Genomic DNA, 25,496 nt, shown 5'->3' on the forward strand with positions numbered 1-25,496 from the left:
CTCTGCCGCGCGGGGCTACGGCTCGAAGGTCCCCGTCGTCAGTGCGATCGCCAGCGGAGTGCGCTCGTAGTGGATCTGGTGCCCGTGCCGGGCCGAGATGAGCAGGCCCGCCCCGTGCAGGGCCTTCAGGTGTGCCGACACCGTGGACGGGGCCAGCCCCAGCCGGTGCGCGAGGGCCGTCGTCGAGGCCGGCTCCGTCAGGGCGCACAGCACGTCGGCGCGGGCCCGCCCCAGCAGCCGGGCCAGCGCCTGCGGGGTCGGGCCGGCCGAGGCCGTCCACAGCGCGCCGATGCCCCGGGCCGGGTAGACGAGCGTCGGCTGCCAGGGCGGGTCGTAGCCGCCGACCACCTCCGGCCAGACGAACGCGCTCGGCATCAGCAGCAACCCCTGCCCGTCCAGGGAGCGGTCGTGGTGGGTCGGGCGCCGGATGGTCAGCGTGCCGTCGCACCAGCCGAGGTCCGGGTGGAGGCCGTCGAACAGCGCCTCCAGGCCGCCCGCCGCCAGCCGGCGCGAGTGGAACAGGACGTCCGCCTCCAGCAGCCCGCGCAGCCGCGGCCAGTGCGGGGCGATCAGGGCGGCCCACGCCTGCTCGTACAGGTCGGCCAACTCCCGTACCGCACGGGCCGGATCCGCGAGCATCCGCTGCCCGATGTCGCTCTCCAGGGCGCCCGGGGTGCACACGAGCGCGCGCCGCAGGTCCTCGCGCACGGCCTCCGGATCGGCGGCGCAGGCGCCCCGTACCCGGGTCAGCTCCTCCTCCAGCGTGACCGAGGGCCCCAGCGGCGGCGGGCTCAGGAAGTCCGGGTTGTGCCCGCTGCGCGGCATCAGCAGCCACAGCGGTCGCAGGTCCAGCCCGTCGGCGGCCGCCCGGATCTGCCGCAGCCAGGGCAGGTGGTACGCCTGCCGGTGCGGGCGCTGGAGGGTCCGCACCGCCTCCTGGGTCTCCCAGCGCGGGGAGATGGCGAACCGGCAGCGCAGCAGGTCACCCGGCCCGAACCGGAAGTGGAACCCCATCGGCGCGCGCTCCCCGCTCTCCCGCCGTCCGGATGATTCGGACCTGGCCGAATCTCTGTCGCCCGCCACCGTAGCCCGCCCAGGCTGTGCGGCATGTCAACCGTCAACCAGGCGCAGGACCAGGTGCAGGCGCAGACCCAAGCCCCCGGCGCCGCCGGCTACCGCACGGTGTTCCGGATCCGGGAGTTCCGGGCCGTCTTCGCCGCGCACCTGCTGTCCGTACTCGGCGTCGTCATCGCCGAGATCTCCCTCACCGTCCTCGTCTACCGCCTCACCGGCTCACCCCTGATGAGCGCGCTCACCTTCGCCCTCGGCTTCCTCCCCTACGCCCTCGGCGGCACCCTGCTCGCAGGGATCGCCGACCGGTACCCCGCCCGCCGCGTGCTCGTCACCTGCGACCTCGTCTGCGCCGCCTGCGCCGCCGCGATGGTCCTGCCGGGCACCCCGGTCGCGGGGATCCTCGTCCTGCGGTGCGCCATGGCCTTCGTCGCCCCGCTGTTCCAGGGCACCCGCGCCGCCTCCCTCGCCGACATCCTCGGCTCCGGCGACCCCTTCGTCCTCGGCCGCTCGCTGCTGCGCATGGTGGCCCAGAGCGCCCAGCTCATCGGCTTCGGGCTCGGCGGACTGCTGCTCACCGTCCTCGCACCGCGCGGAGCGATCGCCCTCACCGCCGCCGGATTCCTCGGCTCCGCGCTGCTGCTGAGGCTCGGCACCCGGGCCCGGCCCGCCCGGGTGGTGGCGGCCGCCGCCCGGATGTCCGTACGGACGGGCTTGCGGGCCGTGCTCGGGGACCGCCGGATGCGGGCGCTCACCCTGCTGTTCTGGCTGCCGCCCCTCTTCGTCGTCGTCCCGGAGGCGCTGCTCGCCCCGTACGCCGACGGCATCGGCGCCGGCACCGTCGCGCTCGGGCTGCTGATGTGCGCGCAGCCCGTCGGCGCCATCGCGGGTGAACTCTGGGCGGGATCCGCGCTCACCGCCCGAACGCGTACACGGATCGTGATCCCGCTCGCCACCGCCGGACTGCTGCCGCTGCTCGTCTACGCGGTCCGGCCGGGGGTGCCGGTCCTGCTCGGCACGCTGCTGGTCACGGGGCTCGCCCACGCGTACACCCTCGGGCTCGACCAGATGTACGTGGACGCCGTCCCCGAGGAACTGCGCGGCCGGGCGATGACCCTGCTCAGCACCGGCCTGATGACCTTCCAGGGCGTCGGCATGGCGCTGGCGGGCCTCGCCGCCGAGTTCGTCCCCGTCCACGTGGTCGTCACGGCGGCCGCGCTCCTCGGCACGGCGGTCGTCGCGCTGCTGTTCACCGAACTGCGGATCGCGGCCCGGCGGTCGCCCGATTCGAGGGATGAGACGGGGCTCCCCGCCAAATGACCGCCCGGTAGGGTCTGATGCGTGCCCAAGCCGCTCAGTCTCCCCTTCGACCCCATCGCCCGCGCCGACGAGCTCTGGCAGCAGCGCTGGGGGCCGGTGCCCTCGATGGCCGCCATCACCTCGATCATGCGCGCGCACCAGATCCTGCTCGCCGAGGTCGACGCGGTCGTCAAACCGTACGGACTGACCTTCGCGCGGTACGAGGCGCTGGTGCTGCTCACCTTCTCCAAGGCCGGTGAGCTGCCGATGTCGAAGATCGGCGAGCGCCTGATGGTGCACCCGACCTCGGTGACGAACACGGTGGACCGGCTGGTCCGCTCCGGCCTCGTCGACAAGCGCCCCAACCCGAACGACGGGCGCGGCACCCTGGCCTCCATCACGGACAAGGGCCGCGAGGTGGTCGAGGCGGCCACCAAGGACCTGATGGAGATCGACTTCGGGCTCGGTGCGTACGACGAGGAGGAGTGCGCGGAGATCTTCGCGCTCCTGCGCCCCCTGCGGGTGGCCGCCGCCGACTTCGAGGAGAAGTAGCGGGAGCGGGAGAGGTGGGGGAGCGGCCGAGCAGCCGAAGTCACCCGGCCCCACGTCAAGATCGCGCAAAACGGACGGCTAGGCTCGTTCGCATGAAACGAAGCGTGCTGACCCGCTACCGCGTCATGGCCTACGTGACGGCGGTCATGCTCCTGATCCTCTGTGCCTGCATGGTGGCGAAGTACGGCTTCGACACCGGCGCCGACCTGACCTTCGCGGTCTCGCAGGCCCACGGTGTGCTGTTCATGATCTACCTGGTGTTCGCCTTCGACCTGGGCTCCAAGGCGAAGTGGCCGTTCGGCAAGCTCCTGTGGGTCCTCCTGTCGGGCACGATCCCGCTGGCCGCCTTCTTCGTCGAGCGCACGATCCGCGCCGAGGTCGAGCCGCTCGTCGAGGGCGGCCTGGCCACCGCCAAGGCCTGACCCCTCAGCCCTCCCCGGGCACTCCCACCCGAAGCCCGTCGCAGCAGCGGCGGGCTTCGTCGTGTTCGAGCTCAGCAGGGCTGGACGGCTTGGGCCAGGACCGGATTCGGCCAGTGGGAAGGCCTGGATCCGCCCCCGATCGACGGCGAAGATCTTCACATCGGCAGCGAGGAGCGGCCGAGGGAACCGGGACCGGCGCCACCGCGGGGCGCCCCTGGATCCGTGGTCCGGGGCACGTGTGACCGGGCCGCTCGGGGCTCCGTAGAGCCCACCGCTCCGCCTTCCCACCACTCGTGCTCAACCTTCGGGGGTTCCTCATGCCTGCTTTCGGGCGCCTGGCCGCACTGACGGCCGCCGCGGCGGTCAGTTCTTCCGTCATCGTCTTCGCCGGCTCCACGTCCGCCACCGCGGCCAGTGTCGCCACCTGGGACAAGGTCGCCCAGTGCGAGAGCTCGGGGAACTGGGCGATCAACACGGGCAACGGCTACTACGGCGGTCTGCAGTTCTCCCTCTCCACCTGGCGGGCGTACGGCGGCTCGACGTACGCCTCCTACCCGCACCAGGCCACGAAGAAGGAGCAGATCCTCACCGCGGAGAAGGTGCTGGCCGGTCAGGGCCCCGGGGCCTGGCCCAGCTGCGGGCGCTCGGCCGGGCTCGGCAGTGACCACGCCAACCCCTACCCCGAGGCGCCGAAGCCGCAGACGCCGGCCGCGTCCTGGAAGTCGCAGGTGCTGGTCGAATCCGGTGGCGGGCTGTTCCACGCGACGCGGTTCGACAACGGGACGTGGACGCGGTTCGGCAACGTCCTCGGCGAGACGACCGTACCGGGCGGGGTGCGGTCGATCTCCGAGGCGGGCATCGACGGGGACACCCACGTCCTGGCGGTCGGCAACGACGGGAAGCTCTTCCACAGCGTCAGGTCCGCCGACCGGACCTGGACCGCTTTCGGCAACGTCCACACGGCGGCGGGCGCCCTGACGAACGTCACCCAGGTGACGTCGGCGTCGATCGGCGGCGACCTGCACGTGGCCGTGGTGGCGGACGGCTCGGTCTACCACACGGTCCGGTACGCGAACGGTACGTGGGCGCCGTTCGGCAAGGTCGACCAGCCCGGCGGCGGCGCGGTCACCAAGGTGGCGATCGCCCGTACCGGCAACGACCTCCAGGTCGTGGCCCTGAGAGGCGGGGTGCTCCAGCACACCGTCCGCACCTCGGACGGGAACTGGACGGCGTGGGGCAACGCCTCGGCCGAGTCGGGCGCGGCGGCGGCCGGGATCACGTCGATCGACGACGTCGCGGTGGCCGGCACCGGTGCCGGTGACCTCCAGCTGGTGGTGACCGCGAACGGCGGCACGAAGCAGTTCCACGGCGCCCGCTACGGCAACGGCACCTGGACCGGCTTCAACGACCTGGGTTCCGTGTTCCCGGGCGTCACCGTCACCGACGTCGCGGCAGCGGCGGTCAACAACGAGATGCAGGCGGCGTTCGTGACGACCGACGGCCGGGTCCTGCACACGATCCGCCACACCGACGCCACCTGGACGGCCGCGGGCTCCGTGGACCTGGCCGGTGTCAGCGGCGACCACACCGGCATCGCCATCACCGCCACCTACAACTGACCGGCTCGCACACCACACGCTTCGGGGGGAATCCCATGTCCGTCACCACCCTCACCACCGTCAGCCGTCGAGCCGTGTCGTCCGCGACCGGTCTGGTACTCGCGGCCACCGGCCTCGTCGCCTTCGCGGCGTCCCCTTCCTACGCCGCGGGGCCCACGTACCAAATGCCCTTCGGCTGCGGCCAGTCGTGGCTCGGCAGCACCCGCGCCGGGCACAGCCCCTCCACGCTGGCGATCGACTGGACGCACGGCGGGAGCACCCACGGCCAGCCGGTGCTCGCCAGCGCCGACGGCACCATCAGCATCGCGGACACGCTGACCAACTCCGACGGTTCGTACCGCAGTTACGGCAAGTACGTCGTGATCGACCACGGCGGCGGCTGGAAGACCCTGTACGCCCACCTCGACGACTACAACGTCACGGAGGGCGCGCGGATCTCCCGCGGCCAGCAGATCGGCCACGTCGGCAACACCGGCAACTCCAGCGGAGCGCACCTGCACTACGAGCAGAAGTACGACGGGCAGGTCAAGCAGGCCACCTTCAACGGCAGCCCCTTCAACACGGGGAACCTGACCAGCAAGAACTGCGACACCGCGCCGGAGCAGCCGCCGGCCGCGCCGAAGCAGTGGCGGGCCCAGGTCGCGGTGGAGTCCGGCGGCGGGATCTACCACGGCGTCCGCAATGCCGACCGTACGTGGACCGCGTTCGGCGACGTGGAATCGCAGGGCGGGGAAGTCCCCACCGGGGTGCGGTCGATCTCCGAGTCGGGCATCGACGGGGACACCCACGTCCTGGCGGTCAGCAACGAGGGCAAGCTCTACCACACCATCCGGTTCGCCGATCAGTCGTGGGGCGGCTTCCGCGATGTACACGCCGTCGCGGGGCCGTTGACGAACGTCACGCAGGTGACGTCGGCGTCGATCGGCGGTGATCTGCACGTCGCGGTGGTGGCGGACGGCTCGGTCTACCACACCATCCGGTACGCGAACGGTACGTGGGCGCTGTTCGGGAAGGTCGACCAGCCGGCCGGGGGTGCGGTCACGAAGGTGGCGATCGCCGGTTCGGGCTCGAACCTCCAGATGGCCGCGCTGACCGGCGGGGTGCTCCAGCACACCGTCCGCAAGGCGGACGGCAGCTGGACGGCGTGGGGCAACGTCTCCGTCGAGACGGGCGCCGCGGCGGCCGGGATCACCTCCATCGACGACGTCGCCCTCGCCTCGACCGGTGCCGGTGACCTCCAGCTGGTGGTGGCCGCGAACGGCGGCACCAAGCAGTTCCACGGCGCCCGCTACGGAAACGGCACCTGGACCGGCTTCAACGACCTGGGCTCCGTGGTCTCCGGCGTGACCGTGACCGACGTCGCCGCGGCGCAGGTGGACGGCGAGATGCAGGCCGCGTTCGTCGCCACCGACGGCCGGATCCTGCACACGATCCGCCACACCGACGGCACCTGGTCGGCCGCGGGCTCCGTGGACCTGACCGGCGTCAGCGGCGACCACACCGGCATCGCGATCACCGGCACCTACAACTGACCGATCAGCCGATGAGGGCCCGGGACGAAAATCCGTCCCGGGCCCTTTGTGCTGGTCAGGGCGGTGCGCACGGGCCGGCGGCGGACTGCCGGAGGTTTGCCATCGACATTTACTAGGACGTCCTAGTAAATTCGAAGCATGGATGCTGACGCCATCGAGGAGGGCCGCCGCCGCTGGCAGGCCCGTTACGACAAGGCCCGCAAGCGTGAGGCCGACTTCACCACTCTCTCCGGCGATGCCGTCGATCCGGTCTACGGGCCCCGGCCCGGCGACGCGTACGAGGGCTTCGAGCGCATCGGGTGGCCGGGTGAGTACCCGTACACCCGAGGGCTGCACGCCACCGGCTACCGGGGGCGGACCTGGACCATCCGGCAGTTCGCCGGGTTCGGGAACGCCGAGCAGACCAACGAGCGCTACAAGATGATCCTGGCCGCCGGCGGTGGCGGGCTCTCCGTCGCCTTCGACATGCCGACCCTCATGGGGCGCGACTCCGACGACCCCCGCTCGCTCGGCGAGGTCGGCCACTGCGGGGTCGCCATCGACTCCGCCGCCGACATGGAGGTCCTGTTCAAGGACATCCCGCTCGGTGACGTGACCACCTCGATGACGATCTCCGGGCCCGCCGTGCCCGCCTTCTGCATGTACCTGGTCGCCGCCGAGCGGCAGGGCGTGGACCCGGCCGTGCTGAACGGCACGCTCCAGACCGACATCTTCAAGGAGTACATCGCCCAGAAGGAGTGGCTCTTCGAGCCCGAGCCGCACCTTCGCCTCATCGGCGACCTCATGGAGTACTGCGCCAAGGGCATCCCGGCGTACAAGCCGCTGTCCGTCTCCGGCTACCACATCCGCGAGGCCGGGGCCACGGCCGCGCAGGAGCTCGCGTACACCCTCGCCGACGGCTTCGGGTACGTCGAGCTCGGCCTCTCGCGCGGCATGGACGTGGACGTCTTCGCGCCCGGCCTGTCCTTCTTCTTCGACGCGCACCTCGACTTCTTCGAGGAGATCGCCAAGTTCCGCGCCGCCCGCCGGATCTGGGCGCGCTGGATGAAGGAGGTCTACGGGGCCAAGAGCGACAAGTCGATGTGGCTGCGCTTCCACACCCAGACCGCCGGCGTCTCGCTGACCGCGCAGCAGCCCTACAACAACGTCGTGCGCACCGCCGTCGAGGCGCTGGCGGCCGTCCTCGGAGGCACGAACTCGCTGCACACCAACGCCCTCGACGAGACCCTCGCGCTGCCGAGCGAGCAGGCGGCCGAGATCGCCCTGCGCACCCAGCAGGTGCTGATGGAGGAGACCGGCGTCGCCAACGTCGCCGACCCGCTGGGCGGCGCCTGGTACGTCGAGCAGCTCACCGACCGCATCGAGGCCGACGCCGAGAAGATCTTCGACCAGATCAAGGAGCGCGGCCTGCGCGCCCACCCGGACGGGCAGCACCCGATCGGGCCGATCACCTCGGGCATCCTGCGCGGCATCGAGGACGGCTGGTTCACCGGCGAGATCGCCGAGTCGGCCTTCCAGTACCAGCGTTCGCTGGAGAAGGGCGACAAGCGGGTCGTCGGCGTCAACGTCCACCACGGCTCGGTCACCGGCGACCTGGAGATCCTCCGGGTCAGCCACGAGGTGGAGACCGTACAGGTACGCGAACTCGCCGCCCGCAAGTCCCGGCGCGACGACGCGAAGGTCACGGCGTCGCTCAAGACCATGCTGGAGGCCGCGCGGGACGGGTCGAACATGATCCCGGCCATGCTGGACGCGGTCCGGGCCGAGGCGACCCTCGGCGAGATCTGCAACGTGCTGCGCGACGAGTGGGGCACGTACACGGAGCCGCCCGGCTTCTAGAGCCCGGCGGAACCGGCAACGGGGCGGGGCGTCCGCGCGGGAGGACCGCGCGGGCGCCCCGCCCCGTTGCCGTGCGCGGGGCGCGGTCAGGCCGGCCAGGCGCGGTCAGGCCGGCGGGGTGCCCTGGAGGCCGTGCATCAGGAGTGCCGTGAAGGTGGCGACCCAGAACTCGTCCACCGGCTCGGAGCTGACCAGCGCGCGGTGCACCACCGTGCCGGCGATCACATCGAAGATCAGGTCCGTGGTGTGGCCCGCGACGGAGTCGTCCTCCTCGTAAGGGAGTTCGCCGCGGGCCTGCGCCCGTTCGCGACCCAGTACGACGAGACGTTTCTGCCGGTCCACGATCGCCGACCGGATCCGGTCGCGCAGCGCCTCGTCCCGGGTGGACTCCGCGACCACCGCCATCAGGGCCGTACGGGCCTCCGGGCGGCGCAGCAGCTCCGCGAACTGGAGCACCACGTACTCGATGTCGGCTTCGAGGGAGCCCCGGTCGGGCAGTTCGAGGGAGTCGAAGAGCTCGGCGACGGCGTCCACGACCAGTTCGTTCTTGCCCGCCCAGCGCCGGTACAGGGTCGTCTTCGCGACGCCCGCGCGGGCCGACACGTCGCCCATCGTCAGCTTCGACCAGCCCAGCTCGACCAGTGCGTCCCTGGTGGCGGCGAGGATCGCCGCGTCCGCAGCGGCGCTGCGGGGGCGTCCGGTGCGGCCGGGTGGGGAGCTGATGCCGGGGCTGGGGTTGCGCATGGCGGTGACCATACCCGCCGGTAGGGGAACCGGCCCGGGCCTTGACGGTGTGGTTCAGATCACGGGGCGCGGCGGCCCGCGGGGAGTTACGCTACGGCTCGTAGCGTAAGAGCGACAACCACGCGAAGGCTACTGGCGCCAGGTGGGGACCCGGCGCCGCAAGGCAGCACTGGCAGGACCGTAGGACCAGCACAACCTGCACGACAAGAGGTGGGGCCGGATCGGGGCGGCAATTCGCGCGATCCTTTTCGTCGGCGCGCGCACTCGGGGGAGGATGTACGCATGCAGCCCAGAAACATGTCCATGAGCGGCGTCGTCGACCTCGCCGCGGTGAAAGCGGCCGGCGAGGCCAAGGCGAAGGCCGAGCAGGCGCGGGCCGAGTCGGCCCGGCAGGGCGGGGGCGGCGCGGGTTCCGCGGCCGCCGGCGCCGTGCCGCCGTCCGCGCTCGTCATCGACGTAGACGAGGCCGGCTTCGAACGCGACGTACTCCAGCTCTCCAACGAGGTCCCGGTCGTCCTCGACTTCTGGGCCGAGTGGTGCGAGCCCTGCAAGCAGCTCAGCCCGCTGCTGGAGCGCCTGACCTTCGAGGCGGCCGGCCGTGTCGTCCTCGCGAAGATCGACGTCGACGCCAACCAGATGCTGATGCAGCAGTTCGGCATCCAGGGCATCCCGGCCGTCTTCGCCGTGGTCGCGGGCCAGGTGCTGCCGCTGTTCCAGGGCGTGGTGCCCGAGCAGCAGATCCGCGAGACGCTCGCCCAGCTGGTCCAGGTCGCCGAGGAGCGCTTCGGCCTCGTCGGCCTCCAGGTCGACCCCGGCGCCGAGGGAGCCCCCGCCGCCGCGACCCCGGCCGCGCCCCAGGCCGGTCCGTACGACGCGCTGCTGGAGGCGGCCGTCGTGGCGCTGGACGCCGGTGACCTCGCCGGCGCGGTGCAGGCGTACAAGAACGTACTCGCCGACGACCCGGCGAACACCGAGGCGAAGCTGGGGCTGGCCCAGGCCGAGCTGCTCGCCCGGGTGCAGCACATGAACCCGCAGGCGGTGCGCGAGGCGGCCGCCGCCAATCCGCGCGATCCGCAGGCGCAGATCGCCGCGGCCGACCTGGATCTGGTCGGCGGGCACGTGGAGGACGCCTTCGGGCGCCTCGTCGACACGGTACGGGTGACGGCGGGCGACGACCGCGACGCCGTACGGGTCCGCCTGCTGGAACTGTTCGAGGTCATCGGGGCCGACGACCCGCGGGTGGCGAAGGCGCGCACGGCGCTCGCCCGCGTGCTGTTCTAGGACCCGCCGATTTATTGACACGTAGGTAAACAGCGGCCGCGTTTTGCCAAAACTTGGTAAATGCGGCCGCTGTTACTGCGAGTAAGACGAACCCCGTGAACTGTCCGGTTGGTTCACTCTTCCCCCGTTCTGTCGTGGCCTTGGGTGACACCCTGCGTGGCCCCTCGACGGCGGGGGGTCGCACTGTGGTTATCCACCCGTTACCCGCCAGTAACGAACCCCCTTGTGCCCCGGCCTGGAATGGACCACGATCGGCGACGCTCGGTCCTTCCCGCAGAGCCGCTCATCCGGAGCCGCGGTGGAGGGTCCCCACCGAGCCGGCCAGTGGCAGTGCCACCGGCCGTGGGACAGGGGGGTCTCTGCCACACCGGCAGGGCCTGTCCTCCAGGTTGCGCGAACGCGTGGCCCAGTGGTTGTCGCTCGGGGGTGAACGCCGGTGTATCGGACGCGGCTCGGCGCCGCGGCTCGGCCGCCTGCGCTCCTTCCCGAGGACGTAGCACTTCTCCCATCCCAGGACGGGTACGGCCCGGACCGGAGATGTACGTCCGAGAAGGAGGAACGAAAATGAGTTCTCAGGTTCGTGGCGGGACCAGATGGAAGCGCTTCGCGCTCGTCATGGTGCCGAGCATCGCGGCGACCGCCGCGGTCGGTGTGGGTCTGGCGCAGGGTGCCCTCGCGGCGTCCTTCAGCGTCTCCGGCCAGGACTTCAAGGTCTCGGCCGACAAGCTCGACGGTGACAACCTCATCCAGTACGGCGGCATTGCCGAGGGTCACGACCTCAAGGGCAACGCGGCGCACCACCCGGTGACCATCTCCGGGTTCAGCCACGCCGAGATCACCAACATGTGCCAGTCGCTGGTGACCCCGACTCCGCTGGGCAACATCACGCTGCAGCTGCGGACGGGCCACAAGGGCAAGCCGGCCGTCGCCGACAACATCTACCTGGATGTTGCCGAGCTCGACACCGACGCCGAGTTCAAGAACCTGGACATCGGTGTCGCCGTGGGCGACGCGAGCCACAAGACCAAGCCGCAGGCCGGTACGGTCGCGAGCCCGTACGCGTTCTCCCAGCGCGCCGACAAGGCGATTCTGACGAACGTGCGCCAGAAGGCGTGGGCGACGACGGCGGGCACGTTCAAGCTGCCCGACCTCAAGCTGCGCCTGCTCGGCGGCGACCAGCCGTGCTACCAGGACGAGAAGTAATCCGTCCCGGAGTGTGACCGGACGGGCGGTCGGCGGCGGCAGCGGCCGTCTCCTCCCGCCCGTCCGGGCTCCGAATAGTTCTCCGTACCACCGTTTCCAGGGAGCTGTAGTCCATGAACCACCAGGCCCCGGTCTACGTTCGCCGCTCTGATGATGCTCTGCTCACCGTGGCGTATTACCACTTCTACGCCTGGCGCGGCCGCCGTCCCTTCTGGGCAGGCCTGTTCATGATCTTCGGTGGTTTCCCGATCGCGTACTACCCGTACGCGGACGTCCGGTTGGGCAACATCACCCTTGCCATGGCCACGACGGCCGGCTCAGGTTCGCTGATCATCGGTGTCCTGCTGGCCGTGCTGGGGCTGGCGCTCTGGTTCCAGGCGAGCATCCGCGTCTTCGCCGGAGTCGCCTCGATCCTGCTCGCGCTGGTGTCGCTGCCGGTGTCGAACCTCGGCGGCTTCTTCGTGGGCTTCCTGTTCGCCATGGTCGGCGGCGCCCTGGCGCTGTCGTGGGTCCCGGGCAAGCCCGCCGACGCGGCGCAGACGACGGCGGAGGCGACGGCGCCCGCGCCGGCGCCGGAACCGGTGGTCGACATGAGCAAGGCCGACGCGATGGCGGGCGGCATCCAGGGCGTCCCGGCCCCCCGCGACTCGGAGACGGCACACGCGAGCGAGACGACTGCCCACGCCGATGGCGGGAGGAACAGTGCGGGGTGACGAGACGCAGCGGGGCGTGGCCCCAGGCGCAGAGTCCCGTGAAAGAAAGGGCCCGCGCCACGCGGCGCCCAGGAAGACGCTGCTGAACAAGATCCAGATACCCGTCGGCAAGACGATGGCGCTGGCGGCCATGCCGACCGCCGTCTTCGTCGGGATGGGCATGGCCCCCAAGCTGGCCGTGGCCGACGACAAGGAGATCCCCTTCGCGCCCGGGCCGTGCGTGACGCGGTCCGACGAACCCGCGGAGTCCGCGTCCCCGTCGCCCTCCACGTCGGCTTCGCCGAGTACGTCGCCCAGCGCGACCCCCTCGCCGAGCGCGTCCGCGTCGAAGCCGAAGCCGGGCGTGAGCCCGTCGGCGCCGAAGCCGTCCGCGAGCACGTCGGTGTCGAAGCCGCCGGCCAAGCCGGCCGATCCGCCGCCGGCGGCGAAGCAGACGACCCCGACCCCGTCGGCCTCGGCGTCCGCGTCCAAGCAGGCGAACCCGCTGGACCCGCTGGGGCTCGGCGACAAGCTCAAGGGCCTCGTCGACGAGCTCGGCCGGCCGCTGACGGACGCGAAGGCGACGGCCACCCCGACGCCCACGCCGTCCACCACCGCCCCCGTCAAGGACCCGGCCGCGGACGCGATCCGCGAGGCGGCGAAGAAGGCGGGCGTCCCGGTCTCGGAGCTTTCCAAGGACGTCAAGGACACCGCCAAGACCCCGAAGGACGAGACGGGCAAGGACGCGGCGAAGCCGAAGACGGACAAGGACGCCACGTCCGACAAGGACAAGGACGCCAAGGACGGCGACGAGGACCCGAAGGCCACGCCCGAGGCGACGAAGGACGCGGACGGGAAGGAACCCTTCCCCTGCCCGACCTACGACGCCAAGGCGCTCGCCGACGCCGAGCTGGAGGCGGGGATCCCGCTCCTCCCGGACGAGCCCTGGTACCTCGACAGCTCGCTGCTGACCCTCTACGGCCTCGACTACGAGGGCATCGTCGAGGTGAAGACGGCGGGCGGCAAGGTCAAGAAGGTCCTCAAGTTCACCGCGGACTCGCTGGACATCAAGGACCTGTACCAGACGGTCGGCAAGAGCGGGAACGTCGCCCACCTGAAGTCGCGCCCGGGCTCCACGTCCAAGATCCGCGGCGGCAAGGTGACGATGTACACCGAGAGCCTCAAGGGCAACCTCTTCGGTCTGATCCCGATCGAGTTCGCCCCGAACAGCCCGCCGCCCCTGAACGTCCCGTTCGCCTTCTTCACGAACGTCAAGGTCGTCCAGGCCGGCCAGTTCGGCGGCACCCTCACGGTCCCGGGCCTCAAGAACTACATCGGCCCGCCGGAGTAACCGCTCACGCGCGCGCCACGCACCGAGGGCGGCACCGAGGATCCCTTCCGGGATCCCGGTGCCGCCCTCGGTCTCTGTGCGGCAGAGTGTCGGTCAGGCCTGGGGGGTGTCGCCGCCCAGGTGGTGGACGCGGACCATGTTGGTCGTGCCCGGGACGCCGGGGGGCGAGCCGGCGGTGATGACCATGGTGTCGCCCTGGTTGTAGCGGTTCAGCTTGAGCAGCTCGCCGTCCACCAGGTCGACCATCGCGTCGGTGGTGTCCACGTGCGGGACGATGTAGGAATCGACGCCCCAGCTCAGGGTGAGCTGGTTGCGGGTGTTGACGTCGGTGGTGAAGGCCAGGATCGGCTGGGTCACGCGGTAGCGCGACAGACGGCGGGCCGTGTCACCGGACTGGGTGAACGCGATGAGCGCCTGGCCGTCGAGGAAGTCCGCGATCTCGCACGCCGCACGGGCGACGGAGCCACCCTGGGTACGCGGCTTCTTGCCCGGCACCAGCGGCTGGAGGCCCTTGGAGAGGAGCTCCTCCTCGGCCGCCGTGACGATCTTCGACATCGTCTTGACGGTCTCGATCGGGTAGGCGCCGACCGAGGACTCGGCCGACAGCATGACCGCGTCGGCCCCGTCCAGGATCGCGTTGGCGACGTCGGACGCCTCCGCGCGCGTCGGGCGGGAGTTGGTGATCATCGACTCCATCATCTGGGTCGCGACGATCACCGGCTTGGCGTTGCGGCGGCACATCTCGATGAGCCGCTTCTGGACCATCGGGACCTTTTCGAGCGGGTACTCGACGGCCAGGTCGCCGCGGGCCACCATGACCGCGTCGAACGCGGCGACGACGGCCGCCATGTTCTCGACGGCCTGCGGCTTCTCCACCTTGGCGATGACGGGGACCCGGCGGCCCTCCTCGTCCATGACCTTGTGGACGTCCTTGACGTCGTTGGCGTCGCGGACGAAGGACAGGGCGACCATGTCGCAGCCCATCCGCAGGGCGAAGCGGAGGTCGTCGACGTCCTTCTCCGACAGCGCGGGGACGTTCACGGCGGCACCCGGCAGGTTGATGCCCTTGTGGTCCGAGATGACACCGCCCTCGATGACGATGGTCTTGACCCGCGGGCCCTCGACCCCGGTCACCCGGAGCTCGACGTTGCCGTCGTTGATCAGGATCTGGTCACCCTTGGCGACATCGCCGGGCAGGCCCTTGTACGTGGTGCCGCAGATGGACTTGTCACCCGGGACGTCCTCGGTGGTGATGGTGAACTCGTCACCGCGCACCAGCTCGACGGGACCCTCGGCGAAGGTCTCCAGACGGATCTTCGGGCCCTGGAGGTCGGCGAGGACGCCGACGGCGCGCCCGGTGTCCTCGGAGACCTTCCGGACGCGGTCGTACCGCTCCTGGTGTTCTGCCTGGGATCCGTGGCTGAAGTTGAATCGGGCCACGTTCATGCCTGCCTCGATGAGCGCTTTCAGCTGCTCATACGAGTCGACGGCGGGGCCCAGCGTGCAGACGATTTTGGAACGGCGCATGGAGCGGATCCTATCGGTTTGTTTCGTAGCGGAATATTCCGTCTGGTGGAAAGTCCAAAGTGACTACCCGGTAACCAGCGCGTAGGCCTGTGTGGCGATCTCCAGTTCCTCATCCGTCGGCACCACGGCCACCGCGACCCGCGCCGCCGGCGTGGAGATCAGCCGGGCCTGCGGCGAGCGCACCGCGTTCGCGTCCGGATCCAGCTCCAGGCCCAGCCCGGCCAGCCCGGCCACGGCGGCCGCCCGGACCTGGTGGGCGTTCTCGCCGACCCCGGCCGTGAACGCGACCGCGTCGACCCGGCCCAGGACCGCCGTGTAGGCGCCGATGTACTTCTTCAGGCGGTGGACGTACGCGTCGAAGGCGACGGTCGCCGCCTCGTCTCCCTCGCCCGCGCGCCGCAGTACCTCGCGCATGTCGTTGTCGCCGCACATGCCCAGCAGACCGCTCTTCTTGTTCAGGAGCGAATCGATCTCATCCACTGAGAGGCCGCCCACCCGCGCCAGGTGGAAGACGACCGCCGGGTCCAGGTCGCCCGACCGGGTCCCCATGACCAGCCCCTCCAGCGGGGTCAGGCCCATCGAGGTCTCCACGCAGACCCCGCCGCGCACCGCCGAGGCCGAGGCGCCGTTGCCCAGGTGGAGCACGATCACGTTCACGTCCGCCACCGGCCGTCCGAGCAGCTCGGCCGTGGCCCGCGAGACGTAGGCGTGGGACGTGCCGTGGAAGCCGTACCGCCGGATGGCGTACTTCTCCGCCGTCGCGGCGTCGATCGCGTACCGCGCCACGTACTCCGGCATCGTCGAGTGGAAGGCCGTGTCGAAGACCGCCACCTGCGGCAGGTCGGCGCGCAGCGTACGGGCCACCTCGATGCCGGTCACGTTCGCCGGGTTGTGCAGCGGGGCCAGCGGGATCAGGCTCCGGATCTCCGCCAGCACCTCGTCGGTGATGACCGTCGGCCGCGTGAACCGCGTCCCGCCGTGCACCACCCGGTGCCCCACCGCGGCCAGTTCGGGGGAGTCCAGGCCCAGCCCGTCGGCGGCGAGCTCCGCCGCGACGGCTCCCAGGGCGGCCTCGTGGTCGGCGATCGGGCCGAGCCGCTCGCGCCTGCCGCCCTCGCCCGGCGTCTCGTGCACGAGGCGGGAGGTCTCTTCCCCGATGCGCTCGACCAGGCCGACGGCGAGACGGGAGGAGTCCGCCATGTCGAGCAGCTGGTACTTCACCGACGAGGAGCCGGAGTTGAGGACGAGTACGCGCGATGCGGTCACGGTGGGTCTTTCCTTCTCGGTGTGGTGTGGCCGGGGGAGGAGGCCGGTCTGACGGTGGGCCTGTCAGGCGGCGGGGCCGGTCAGGCGGTGGGGGCCGGCGCGCCCTGCGCCTGGATCGCGGTGATCGCCACGGTCGTGACGATGTCCTGGACGAGCGCGCCGCGCGAGAGGTCGTTGACCGGCTTGCGCAGACCCTGGAGGACCGGGCCGACCGCGACGGCGCCCGCCGAACGTTGCACGGCCTTGTACGTGTTGTTGCCCGTGTTGAGGTCGGGGAAGATCAGCACCGTCGCCCGGCCGGCCACCTCGGACCCCGGCAGCTTGGTCGCGGCGACCGAGGGCTCCACGGCCGCGTCGTACTGGATCGGCCCCTCGATCAGCAGGTCGGGACGCTGCGCCCGGACGAGCTCGGTGGCCTTGCGGACCTTGTCCACGTCCGCCCCGCTGCCCGAGGTGCCCGTCGAGTACGAGAGCATCGCGATCCGCGGCTCGACGCCGAAGGCCGCCGCCGTGGCCGCCGACTGGACGGCGATGTCCGCGAGCTGCTCGGCGTCCGGGTCCGGGTTGACCGCGCAGTCCCCGTAGACGAGGACCCGGTCGGCCAGGCACATGAAGAAGACCGAGGAGACGATCGAGGCCTCCGGCTTGGTCTTGATGATCTCGAAGGCCGGGCGGATGGTGGCGGCGGTGGAGTGCACCGAGCCGGAGACCATGCCGTCGGCCAGCCCCTGCTGGACCATCAGGGTGCCGAAGTAGTTGACGTCGGTGACGACGTCGTTGGCCAGCTCGACGGTCATGCCCTTGTGGGCGCGGGCCTGCGCGTAGTACTCGGCGAAACGTTCCCGCAGCGGGGAGGTCGCCGGGTCGATCAGCTGCGCCCCCGAGATGTCGATCCCGAGGTCGGCGGCCTTCTTCAGGATCGCCGGGGTGTCGCCGAGCAGGGTCAGCTCGCAGACCCCCCGGCGCAGCACCACGTCCGCGGCGCGCAGCACGCGCTCCTCGGTGCCCTCGGGCAGCACCACGCGGCGGCGCTCGGAGCGGGCCCGCTCCAGCAGCTCGTGCTCGAACATCATCGGCGTGACCCGCTCCGAGCGGGCCACCGACAGCAGGTCGCGCAGCTCGGCGGTGTCCACGTGCCGCTCGAACAGGCCGAGCGCCGTCTCCAGCTTGCGCGGGGTCGCGGCGTTCAACCGGCTCTGCAGCGAGAAGAGTTCGGCGGCGGTCGGGAAGCTGTTGCCGGCCACCGAGACCACCGGGGTGCCCGGCGCCAGCTTCGAGGCCAGCGTCAGGATGTCCTGGCCCGGGCGCTCGTTCAGGGTCAGCAGCACGCCGGCGATCGGCGGGGTGCCGGAGGTGTGCGCGGCCAGCGCGCCGATGACCAGGTCGGAGCGGTCGCCGGGGGTCACGACCAGGCAGCCGGGGGTCAGCGCGCCCAGGAAGTTCGGCAGCATGGCGCCGCCGAAGACGAAGTCCAGGGCGTCCCGCGCCAGCCCGGCCTCGTCGCCCAGCAGCACCTCGCCGCCGAGCGCGGCGGTGATCTGGGAGACGGTCGGCGCCGAGAGCGACTTGTTCTCCGGCAGGACGTAGCAGGGCACCGGGAGGCGGGCGGCGAGCCGCTCGGCTATGCCGTCACGGTCCTCGGCGGCCACCCGGTTGACCACCATCGCGACGACGTGACAGCCCAGGCTCTCGTACGCCCGGTAGGCGTTGCGGGTCTCGGCGCGCACCGACTCGGCCGGCCGCTTCGTGCCGCCGACGACGGGCACGACGACGGCCCCCAGCTCGTTGGCGAGGCGGGCGTTCAGCGCCAGCTCGTCGGGCAGGTTCGTCTCGGCGTAGTCGGTGCCGAGCACCAGCATGACCTCGTAGTCGCGGGCCACCCGGTGGAAGCGGTCCACGAGCCGGGAGACCAGTTCGTCGGTACCCTTTTCCGCCAGGATCGCCGAGGCCTCGTCGTACTCCATGCCGTAGGCGGTCGACGCGTCCTGCTCGATCCGGTAGCGCGCCTTGAGGAGCTCGAAGAGCCGGTCCGGCGCGTCGTGCAGCAGCGGACGGTAGACGCCGACCCGGCCCGTCCGGCGGGTCAGCAGCTCCATGATTCCGAGCTCGACGACCTGCCGGCCGTCACCCCGCTCGATGCCGGTCACGTACACGCTGCGCGTCACGCGTGCTCTCCGTCCGTCTATGGCTTGATTTTTCCCGTTGCTGTGGGCTTGACCTCTTGACAATACCTCGGCGGCCGGATAGGGCGCCCGCCGGGAAAGGCCCGGGGAAGGCCCGGGAAAGGGCCTGTACGGAGGGCCGAAAGACCCGGTCCCCCGAGCAGCGCGGAGCGCGCCCCACCCCCGCCCCGTGGAACAATCGGACGGGGCTTCCTCCATAAGCCCGACATGTGTACGGCTGTCCGCCCGCACGCGAACGGCCGGGTACGACCAGGAGCAGGAGACACAGCACGATGCGCATCGGAGTTCTCACCGCAGGCGGCGACTGCCCGGGACTGAACGCTGTCATCCGGTCGGTCGTACACCGCGCCCTGGTCGGGCACGGGGACGAGGTGATCGGTTTCGAGGACGGCTTCAAGGGCCTCCTCGACGGCCACTACCGGCCCCTCGACATCAACGCCGTCAGCGGCATCCTCGCCCGCGGCGGCACCATCCTCGGCTCCGCCCGCATGGAACGCGCCCGCCTGCACGAAGCCGCCGAGAACGCGCAGGAACTGGCCACGCGCTACGGCCTCGACGCGCTCATCCCGATCGGCGGCGAGGGCACCCTGACCGCCGCCCGGATGCTGTCGGACGCCGGGATGCCCGTCGTCGGCGTGCCGAAGACCATCGACAACGACATCTCCTCCACCGACCGCACCTTCGGCTTCGACACCGCCGTCATGGTCGCCACCGAGGCCATCGACCGCCTCAAGACCACCGCCGAATCGCACCAGCGTGTGATGGTCGTCGAGGTCATGGGCCGCCACGCGGGCTGGATCGCCCTGGAGTCCGGCATGGCCGGCGGCGCCCACGGCATCTGCCTGCCGGAGCGGCCCTTCGAGGTGGAAGCCCTCGTGAAGATGGTGGAAGAACGATTCGCCCGCGGCAAGAAGTTCGCCGTCATCTGCGTCGCCGAGGGCGCGCACCCGGCCGAGGGCTCCATGCCGTACGAGAAGGGCGAGATCGACGCCTACGGCCACGAGCGCTTCGCCGGCATCGGCAACCGCCTCGCCGTGGAGCTGGAGCGGCGCCTGGGCAAGGAGGCCCGCCCGGTCATCCTCGGCCACGTCCAGCGCGGTGGCACCCCGACCGCCTACGACCGCGTCCTCGCGACCCGCTTCGGCTGGCACGCCGTCGAGGCCGTCCACCGCGGCGACTACGGCAACATGACCGCGCTGCGCGGCACCGACATCGTGATGGCCCCGCTGGCCCACGCGGTCACCGAGCTGAAGACCGTCCCGGAGAAGCGCATGTACGAGGCCGAGTCGGTCTTCTGACCACGTCGGTCTTCCCGAACGGCCCCGAGCGTGCCCCTCCGCGGACGCCCTCGGGGCCGTTTCGTGCTGTCGGGGTCTCAGTGGTCTTGGAGGTCTTACCGGGAGCCGCCCGCGATCGCCCAGAACCGGTCCACGATCTCCGCGAGGTACTCCCGCCCCGAGTCGCCGGTCCCCGCCGCGCCCCCGCCGCCGCCCCAGCTGAGGGTGGCCACCATCCGCGACTGGTACTCGCCGTAGAGCTGCTCCAACACCCGCTCCAGATGCTCCTTCGGCACCGGCAGCAGCTTGGACAGCGGCTTGACGTAGGCCTGCCAGCGCGTGGTCACCGCACTGCGCAGGAGCTCGGCGAGCTCCTCCTGCTTGCCGGTGGCGGCCACGAACTGGGCCGGCGTCAGCCCCAGGGTCGTCGACAGGGAGACGGACTGGCGCTCGTTGCCCTTCCAGCGACCGGTGTCCTCCATCCTCTGGTACGAGTTCTCGTCCAGCCCGATCCGCCGCGACAGCTCCTCGGCCGTCATCCCCCGCGCGAGACGGTGCTCCCGCAGGGTGACCGGCTCGGCGAGCAGCTCCCCGGGCGAGCACCAGAGCACCCCGGCGAGGGCCGTGAGCTCGGTGGAAGTAGGCGATATCTCGCCGCGCTCCCACGCCATCACGGTTTCGGGCGCGACAAGCAGTCCGTACTGGGCGCGCAGGCCATAGGCGACATGACCGGGAGCCATGCCCAGGGCCGCGCGCAGACGCCGCGCGGCGGGGGCATTGAAAGGAGGGCTGGAGTGCACGCCCACACCGTAGAAGTGGCCAAGGTCCTACGACTACGGACCAAACAAACAAGCCCAGAACTCGTAGGAAAGTCCTACTGAGTTCCGGTGATTTGCCGGGTTTCCCTGCGACTGTCCGGTAATCGGATCGCGGAAGATCCAATTTCAAGGGTACGGATTCGGCCAGCGAAATTCCGGAGTACCGGCGGACCGGTCACGTGACCCCCGTCACCTTGCCCTGACGTCGACGTCAAGCCGTACGGTCGGGGCCATGCGCATCGGCGAACTGGCGGAGCTGGCCGGAACCAGCACACGGACCCTGCGGTACTACGAGTCCCGCGGGCTGCTGCCCGCGCGACGCGACGAGCACGGCCACCGCACCTACGACGAGGGCGACCTCCGGATGCTCCGGCAGATCCGGATGCTCCGGGACTTCGGCTTCGAGCTGGAGGAGACCCGCCCCTTCGTGGACTGCCTGCGCGCCGGGCACCCGGCCGGGGACTCCTGTCCGTCCTCGCTCGCCGTCTACCGGCGCAAGCTCGCCGAACTCGACGGGCTCATCGGCCAGCTGGCCGACGTGCGCGAGCAGGTCGCGCGGCAGCTGTCCGCCGCCGAGGAGGCCGCCGGGGAGGCGGCGGTACCGCGCTGTGAGATGACCGGTTGAGAGTCGAGAGAGGGGAAAACACATGATCCACGCCAAGGGCGTCGCGGAAGTGACCGACGGGGACTTCGAGGCCGAGGTGCTCGGTGAGCGCGGCCGGCCCGTGCTGGTCGAGTTCACCGCCGACTGGTGCGGGCCGTGCCGCCAGCTCGCGCCCGTGCTGTCCGCGGTCGCCGCCGAGGAGGCGGGCCGCCTCAAGGTGGTCCAGATCGACGCGGACACCAACCCCGCCACCGTCACGCGGTACGGGGTGCTGTCCATGCCGACCCTGCTCGTCTTCCGCGACGGCGAGCCCGTCCGGCAGCTGGTCGGGGCCCGCGCCAAGCGCAGGCTGCTCCAGGAACTGGAGGAGCACCTGGCGCCGGCGCCGGCCCCGGCCGCCGCCCGCGCTACGGCCTGAGCCAGACCGTAGCCATCGGCGGGAGCGTCATCCGCAGGCTCACCGCCCGCCCCTGGGCCGGTACCGGCTCGGGGCGCAGCGGCTGCAGGTGGCGCACCCCGCTGCCCCCGTACCGCTCGTCGTCCGTGTTGAGGACCTCCCGCCACTGCGGGACCTCCTGCGGCACCCCGATCCGGTACCCGTGCCGCACCACCGGCGAGAAGTTCGAGACCGCCAGCAGCTGCGAGCCGTCCTGCGCGTACCGCAGGAACGCGAACACGTTGTCCTCCGCCGCGTCCGCCTCGACCCACGCGAAGCCCTCCGGCACGCTGTCCCGCTCCCACAGCGCGGGCGCCGCCGCGTACGCCCGGTTCAGGTCGCCCACCAGCGTCCGTACGCCCCGGTGGTCGGCGGCGGCGGAGTACGAGGAGTCCAGCAGCCACCAGTCCGGCCCGTGCGCCTCCGACCACTCCGAACCCTGCGCGAACTCCTGCCCCATGAACAGCAGTTGCTTGCCGGGATGGGCCCACATGAAGCCCAGGTACGCCCGGTGCCCGGCCCGCCGCTGCCACCAGTCGTGCCCCGGGATCTTCGACACCAGCGAGCCCTTGCCGTGCACCACCTCGTCGTGCGAGATCGGCAGCACGTAGTTCTCGCTGAACGCGTAGACCATGCCGAAGGTCATGTCGTTGTGGTGGTACTTGCGGTGCACCGGCTCCTTCGACATGTAGCGCAGGGTGTCGTGCATCCAGCCCATGTTCCACTTCAGCCCGAAGCCCAGCCCGCCCGCGTCCGTCGGCCGGGTCACCCCGTCCCAGGCCGTGGACTCCTCCGCGATCGTCACCACGCCCGGGCAGCGCCGGTACACCGTCGCGTTCATCTCCTGGAGCAGCGCCACCGCGTCCAGGTTCTCCCGGCCGCCGTGCTCGTTCGGCGCCCACTCGCCCTCGCCGCGCGAGTAGTCCAGGTAGAGCATCGAGGCCACCGCGTCCACGCGCAGCCCGTCGACGTGGAACTCCTGGCACCAGTACACCGCGTTGGCCACCAGGAAGTTGCGGACCTCCTTGCGGCCGTAGTCGAACTCCAGCGTCCCCCAGTCCGGGTGCGCGGCCCGGCGCGGGTCCTGGTGCTCGTACAGCGGGCGGCCGTCGAACTCCGCGAGCGCCCACTCGTCGCGCGGGAAGTGCGCCGGCACCCAGTCGACGATCACCCCGATCCCGGCCTGGTGCAGCGCGTCCACGAGGTACCGGAAGTCGTCCGGGGTGCCCATCCGGGAGGTCGGCGCGTAGTAGCCGGTCACCTGGTAGCCCCAGGAGCCGCCGAAGGGGTGCTCGGCGACCGGCATCAGCTCCACGTGCGTGAAGCCGAGCTCCTTCACGTACGCGGGCAGCTGCTCGGCCAGCTGCCGGTACGAGAGCCCCGGCCGCCAGGAGGCCAGGTGCAGCTCGTACACCGAGAACGGCGCCTGATGGGCCGGGCGGGCGCCGCGCGACGCCATCCACTGGGCGTCGCGCCACACGTGCCGCGAGGCGGTGACCACCGAGGCGTTGGCCGGCGGCACCTCCGCCGATCTCGCCATCGGGTCGGCGCGCACGGTGTGGCTGCCGTCCGGGCGCGTGATGTCGTACTTGTACAGCGTTCCCTCGCCGACGCCCGGCAGGAACAGCTCCCACACGCCGCTCGCGCCGAGCGAGCGCATCGGGAAGGCCGCCGAGTCCCAGTACGAGAAGTCCCCGGTGACCCGGACGCCCTGGGCGTTCGGCGCCCACACCGTGAACCGGGTGCCGGCCACGCCCTGGAGCTCCATGGGCTGGGCGCCGAGCGCCGTCCACAGCTCCTCGTGGCGGCCCTCCCCGATCAGGTGCAGGTCCAGCTCGCCGAGCGCCGGCAGGAACCGGTACGGGTCGTGGATCTCGATCTCGTCGCTGTCGTACGCCACCAGCAGCCGGTACTCCGGCACCTCGGTCAGCGGCAGCAGCCCGGAGAACAGCCCGTCGCCTTCGTCGAACAGCTCCGCCCGCAGCCCCTTGGCCACGACGGTGACCGCCTTGGCGTACGGGCGCAGCACCCGGAAGGCCACGCCGCCGCGCTGGATACGGGCGCCCAGCACCGCGTGCGGATCGTGGTGGCGGCCCTCCAGCAGCCGGGCCCTCTCCTCCCCGCCGAGCGCCGGCGCCGGGCGGACCCCGCGCGGTGGCGTGGTCCGGCGGGCCCGGGGCGCCCGGGCCTTGCGCGCGGGCTCCTGAGCCGGGGCCGGGGCCGGGGCCGGAGCGGTCGCGGTCGCGGCTTCGGCGCGGACGGGCGGTGACGGCTGGCGTGCGGCGCTCACGGGAGCGGCCTCCTCGGGGGCTTCGGGTGGGGTTGCGGGTGGGGGTGGTTCGGGTGCGGGGTGAGGGAACCGGGGGCCGGCGGGGCGGGCGGGGTGGGCGGGACCCGGTGCGTGGTGGGCCGCTGGGGTTCGGAGAGCCGGCGGATCGCCGCCATCGGGACGTGCAGCCAGTCGGGACGGTGGCGGGACTCGTAACGGGCCTCGTACACCGCCTTGTCGGTCTCGTAGGCGCGCAGCAGTACGGGGTCCTCGCGCGGATCCCGCCCGGTCGTGCGGGCGTAGCCCTCGCAGAACGCGGCCCGGCAGTCGTCCGCCCAGGCGGGCGCGAACGGCCGGTGCGAGCGGGCGGCGTAGTCGAACGAACGCAGTATCCCGGCGATGTCGCGCACCGCCGGTTCCGGGCGGCGGCGGTCCGCCAGAGGCCGGGCCGGCTCGCCCTCGAAGTCGATCAGCGCCCAGCTGCCGTCGGCGGTGCGCAGCGTCTGGCCCAGGTGCAGGTCCCCGTGGATCCGCTGGGCGGGCACCCCGGCCCCGCGGGAGGCGGCCAGCGCGTCGAACGCCCCGCGCAGCCCCGCCTCGTAGGGCCGCAGCCCCGGCACCTCGCGGGCGGTGGCCGCCAGGCGGGCCGTCATCCCGGCGGCCAGCCGGGCCGTCTGCTCCGGGTCGAGCGCGAGGGTGGGCAGGGCGCCGGCCAGCGCGCTGTGCACCTCGGCGGTGGCCCGGCCCAGCGCGTGCGCCTCGGCTGTGAAGTCTGCTCCGGCGCCGAGCCGGCGCAGTGCCAGCTGCCAGCCGTCGTCGGAGCCGCGCAGGTACGGCTGGAGCACCCCGAGCGTCAGCGGCTCGGCGCCGGGCAGCTCGGCCTCGTACCAGGCGACCGGCGCCGGCACCCGGGCGCAGCCGGCGGCCGCCAGGGCTCTGGGCAGCTCCAGGTCCGGGTTGACGCCGGGGCCGACCCGGCGGAACACCTTCAGGATGTACGAATCCCCGTAGATCAGGGAGGAGTTGGTCTGCTCTCCGGCCAGCGGCCGGGGCGTGGGCGAGGCCGGGATCAGCGCCGCCGGATCCCGGTCGAAGCGGAGCGGGCCGAGGGCGCCTGGGGAGCGCAACCGTTCCAGCAGCAGCGCCGCGAGCCGCGGATCACCGAGGCCCTCGTACACGGCCTGCCCGGCGTACGGGCCCTGATCGGCGTACCCGATCAGTGCGGGCGCGAGCGCCGGGGGCAGGTTCGGGCGTACCCCCAGCAGCAGCTGGTAGCAGTCCGAACTGCCGTCGGCGTCGACCCCGACGAGCAGGTGGAGCAGCCCGGGCGAGGCCTCGGGCGGCAGCAGTTCGACCGCCGAGACCAGCCGCAGCCGGTTGATCGCGCGCCCTTTGCCGGCGAACCAGCGCTGCCTCGGCAGCCAGGCTCGCAGCATGGGCTCCAGCGGTCCGAGCGGGACCGCGCCCAGGCTGCCCTGGCGGCTCCGGGCGGATGCAGCCTCCGACATGGC

General features: G+C 71.7%; 21 protein-coding genes. 13 read left to right on the forward strand and 8 right to left on the reverse strand.

The genetic code is table 11. The features are described 5' to 3' along the window. Window positions 1-15: 15 nt before the first annotated feature. Window positions 16-1,014 carry a DUF5937 family protein gene (locus OG982_RS21170; RefSeq protein ID WP_266784429.1) on the reverse strand — a complete coding sequence of 333 codons (999 nt, stop codon included), beginning with the start codon at window positions 1,012-1,014 and terminating at the stop codon, window positions 16-18. A 93-nt stretch (window positions 1,015-1,107) separates the two neighbouring features. Between OG982_RS21170 and OG982_RS21175 the strand changes: the two genes are divergently transcribed. The 6 genes from OG982_RS21175 to OG982_RS21200 all read left to right on the forward strand — a co-directional run bounded on the left by OG982_RS21175 (window position 1,108) and on the right by OG982_RS21200 (window position 8,334). Then, window positions 1,108-2,391, forward strand: a complete 1,284-nt coding sequence (locus OG982_RS21175) for an MFS transporter (RefSeq protein ID WP_266949094.1) — start codon at window positions 1,108-1,110, stop codon at window positions 2,389-2,391. A gap of 21 nt (window positions 2,392-2,412) precedes the next feature. Next, window positions 2,413-2,922 (forward strand): MarR family winged helix-turn-helix transcriptional regulator, encoded by a 510-nt coding sequence (locus tag OG982_RS21180; protein ID WP_266784425.1) that lies wholly within the window; start codon window positions 2,413-2,415, stop codon window positions 2,920-2,922. A gap of 92 nt (window positions 2,923-3,014) precedes the next feature. Then, the gene (locus OG982_RS21185) at window positions 3,015-3,344 is read left to right on the forward strand and encodes a DUF3817 domain-containing protein (protein ID WP_266784423.1); all 330 of its coding nucleotides are present in this window, start codon (window positions 3,015-3,017) and stop codon (window positions 3,342-3,344) included. 317 nt (window positions 3,345-3,661) lie between these two features. Then, complete coding sequence (locus OG982_RS30995) at window positions 3,662-4,963, forward strand: transglycosylase family protein (RefSeq protein WP_323139270.1); 1,302 nt, start codon at window positions 3,662-3,664, stop codon at window positions 4,961-4,963. 35 nt (window positions 4,964-4,998) lie between these two features. After that, a complete protein-coding gene (locus OG982_RS21195; RefSeq protein WP_266784421.1) occupies window positions 4,999-6,495 on the forward strand; it encodes a M23 family metallopeptidase in 1,497 nt (498 codons plus the stop codon). Between the two features lie 138 nt (window positions 6,496-6,633). Beyond that, window positions 6,634-8,334, forward strand: a complete 1,701-nt coding sequence (locus tag OG982_RS21200) for a methylmalonyl-CoA mutase (RefSeq protein ID WP_266784419.1) — start codon at window positions 6,634-6,636, stop codon at window positions 8,332-8,334. Between the two features lie 105 nt (window positions 8,335-8,439). Here OG982_RS21200 and OG982_RS21205 read toward each other — a convergent pair whose 3' ends face one another. Next, on the reverse strand, window positions 8,440-9,078 hold the full coding sequence (locus tag OG982_RS21205) for a TetR/AcrR family transcriptional regulator (protein WP_266784417.1): 639 nt from the start codon (window positions 9,076-9,078) through the stop codon (window positions 8,440-8,442). A gap of 282 nt (window positions 9,079-9,360) precedes the next feature. On the opposite strand from OG982_RS21205, the gene OG982_RS21210 reads away from it, so the two are divergent. The 4 genes from OG982_RS21210 to OG982_RS21225 all read left to right on the forward strand — a co-directional run bounded on the left by OG982_RS21210 (window position 9,361) and on the right by OG982_RS21225 (window position 13,605). Beyond that, window positions 9,361-10,359 (forward strand): tetratricopeptide repeat protein, encoded by a 999-nt coding sequence (locus OG982_RS21210; RefSeq protein ID WP_266784415.1) that lies wholly within the window; start codon window positions 9,361-9,363, stop codon window positions 10,357-10,359. A 564-nt stretch (window positions 10,360-10,923) separates the two neighbouring features. Next, the gene (locus OG982_RS21215) at window positions 10,924-11,562 is read left to right on the forward strand and encodes a DUF6230 family protein (protein WP_266784413.1); all 639 of its coding nucleotides are present in this window, start codon (window positions 10,924-10,926) and stop codon (window positions 11,560-11,562) included. Window positions 11,563-11,675: 113 nt separating this feature from the next. Further along, window positions 11,676-12,275, forward strand: coding sequence for a DUF6114 domain-containing protein (locus tag OG982_RS21220; RefSeq protein ID WP_266784411.1), 600 nt, complete (start codon window positions 11,676-11,678; stop codon window positions 12,273-12,275). Further along, on the forward strand, window positions 12,265-13,605 hold the full coding sequence (locus OG982_RS21225) for a hypothetical protein (protein ID WP_266949096.1): 1,341 nt from the start codon (window positions 12,265-12,267) through the stop codon (window positions 13,603-13,605). Before OG982_RS21220 ends, OG982_RS21225 begins: the two co-directional genes overlap by 11 nt. 93 nt (window positions 13,606-13,698) lie before the next feature. Here the strand turns inward: OG982_RS21225 and pyk are convergent, their stop codons facing one another. The 3 genes from pyk to pta form a co-directional block, all read right to left on the reverse strand. Continuing rightward, entirely contained in the window at window positions 13,699-15,132 is a 1,434-nt protein-coding gene (gene pyk, locus OG982_RS21230) for a pyruvate kinase (protein ID WP_266784407.1), read from the reverse strand. 63 nt (window positions 15,133-15,195) lie between these two features. Then, window positions 15,196-16,398 (reverse strand): acetate kinase, encoded by a 1,203-nt coding sequence (locus OG982_RS21235; protein WP_266784405.1) that lies wholly within the window; start codon window positions 16,396-16,398, stop codon window positions 15,196-15,198. An 80-nt stretch (window positions 16,399-16,478) separates the two neighbouring features. Further along, entirely contained in the window at window positions 16,479-18,563 is a 2,085-nt protein-coding gene (gene pta, locus OG982_RS21240) for a phosphate acetyltransferase (RefSeq protein ID WP_266784403.1), read from the reverse strand. A 290-nt stretch (window positions 18,564-18,853) separates the two neighbouring features. On the opposite strand from pta, the gene OG982_RS21245 reads away from it, so the two are divergent. Further along, window positions 18,854-19,879 carry an ATP-dependent 6-phosphofructokinase gene (locus tag OG982_RS21245; protein WP_266784401.1) on the forward strand — a complete coding sequence of 342 codons (1,026 nt, stop codon included), beginning with the start codon at window positions 18,854-18,856 and terminating at the stop codon, window positions 19,877-19,879. Between the two features lie 95 nt (window positions 19,880-19,974). Here the strand turns inward: OG982_RS21245 and OG982_RS21250 are convergent, their stop codons facing one another. Continuing rightward, window positions 19,975-20,664 carry a helix-turn-helix domain-containing protein gene (locus tag OG982_RS21250; RefSeq protein ID WP_266784399.1) on the reverse strand — a complete coding sequence of 230 codons (690 nt, stop codon included), beginning with the start codon at window positions 20,662-20,664 and terminating at the stop codon, window positions 19,975-19,977. 244 nt (window positions 20,665-20,908) lie between these two features. Between OG982_RS21250 and OG982_RS21255 the strand changes: the two genes are divergently transcribed. Then, the gene (locus tag OG982_RS21255; protein ID WP_266784397.1) at window positions 20,909-21,301 is read left to right on the forward strand and encodes a MerR family transcriptional regulator; all 393 of its coding nucleotides are present in this window, start codon (window positions 20,909-20,911) and stop codon (window positions 21,299-21,301) included. Window positions 21,302-21,323: 22 nt separating this feature from the next. Further along, a complete protein-coding gene (locus OG982_RS21260) occupies window positions 21,324-21,698 on the forward strand; it encodes a co-chaperone YbbN (protein ID WP_266784395.1) in 375 nt (124 codons plus the stop codon). Here OG982_RS21260 and glgB read toward each other — a convergent pair. Both glgB and OG982_RS21270 read right to left on the reverse strand, forming a co-directional pair. Then, entirely contained in the window at window positions 21,688-24,006 is a 2,319-nt protein-coding gene (glgB, locus tag OG982_RS21265) for a 1,4-alpha-glucan branching enzyme (RefSeq protein WP_266949098.1), read from the reverse strand. The genes OG982_RS21260 and glgB overlap by 11 nt on opposite strands. Next, window positions 24,003-25,493: a phosphotransferase gene (locus tag OG982_RS21270; RefSeq protein ID WP_266949099.1), complete on the reverse strand. Its 1,491-nt coding sequence runs from the start codon at window positions 25,491-25,493 to the stop codon at window positions 24,003-24,005. Before OG982_RS21270 ends, glgB begins: the two co-directional genes overlap by 4 nt. Window positions 25,494-25,496: the final 3 nt, after the last annotated feature.

The organism is Streptomyces sp. NBC_01551, from assembly GCF_026339935.1.
GTDB lineage: Bacteria > Actinomycetota > Actinomycetes > Streptomycetales > Streptomycetaceae > Streptomyces.

Bases quoted from the DNA above. Each gene is read 5' to 3' on its own strand.
- OG982_RS21170 (WP_266784429.1), bottom strand. From the start codon at position 1,014: ATGGGGTTCCACTTCCGGTTCGGGCCGGGTGACCTGCTGCGCTGCCGG.
- OG982_RS21175 (WP_266949094.1), top strand. From the start codon at position 1,108: ATGTCAACCGTCAACCAGGCGCAGGACCAGGTGCAGGCGCAGACCCAA.
- OG982_RS21185 (WP_266784423.1), top strand. From the start codon at position 3,015: ATGAAACGAAGCGTGCTGACCCGCTACCGCGTCATGGCCTACGTGACG.
- OG982_RS30995 (WP_323139270.1), top strand. From the start codon at position 3,662: ATGCCTGCTTTCGGGCGCCTGGCCGCACTGACGGCCGCCGCGGCGGTC.
- OG982_RS21195 (WP_266784421.1), top strand. From the start codon at position 4,999: ATGTCCGTCACCACCCTCACCACCGTCAGCCGTCGAGCCGTGTCGTCC.
- OG982_RS21200 (WP_266784419.1), top strand. From the start codon at position 6,634: ATGGATGCTGACGCCATCGAGGAGGGCCGCCGCCGCTGGCAGGCCCGT.
- OG982_RS21205 (WP_266784417.1), bottom strand. From the start codon at position 9,078: ATGCGCAACCCCAGCCCCGGCATCAGCTCCCCACCCGGCCGCACCGGA.
- OG982_RS21210 (WP_266784415.1), top strand. From the start codon at position 9,361: ATGCAGCCCAGAAACATGTCCATGAGCGGCGTCGTCGACCTCGCCGCG.
- OG982_RS21215 (WP_266784413.1), top strand. From the start codon at position 10,924: ATGAGTTCTCAGGTTCGTGGCGGGACCAGATGGAAGCGCTTCGCGCTC.
- OG982_RS21220 (WP_266784411.1), top strand. From the start codon at position 11,676: ATGAACCACCAGGCCCCGGTCTACGTTCGCCGCTCTGATGATGCTCTG.
- pyk (WP_266784407.1), bottom strand. From the start codon at position 15,132: ATGCGCCGTTCCAAAATCGTCTGCACGCTGGGCCCCGCCGTCGACTCG.
- OG982_RS21245 (WP_266784401.1), top strand. From the start codon at position 18,854: ATGCGCATCGGAGTTCTCACCGCAGGCGGCGACTGCCCGGGACTGAAC.
- OG982_RS21255 (WP_266784397.1), top strand. From the start codon at position 20,909: ATGCGCATCGGCGAACTGGCGGAGCTGGCCGGAACCAGCACACGGACC.
- OG982_RS21260 (WP_266784395.1), top strand. From the start codon at position 21,324: ATGATCCACGCCAAGGGCGTCGCGGAAGTGACCGACGGGGACTTCGAG.
- OG982_RS21270 (WP_266949099.1), bottom strand. From the start codon at position 25,493: ATGTCGGAGGCTGCATCCGCCCGGAGCCGCCAGGGCAGCCTGGGCGCG.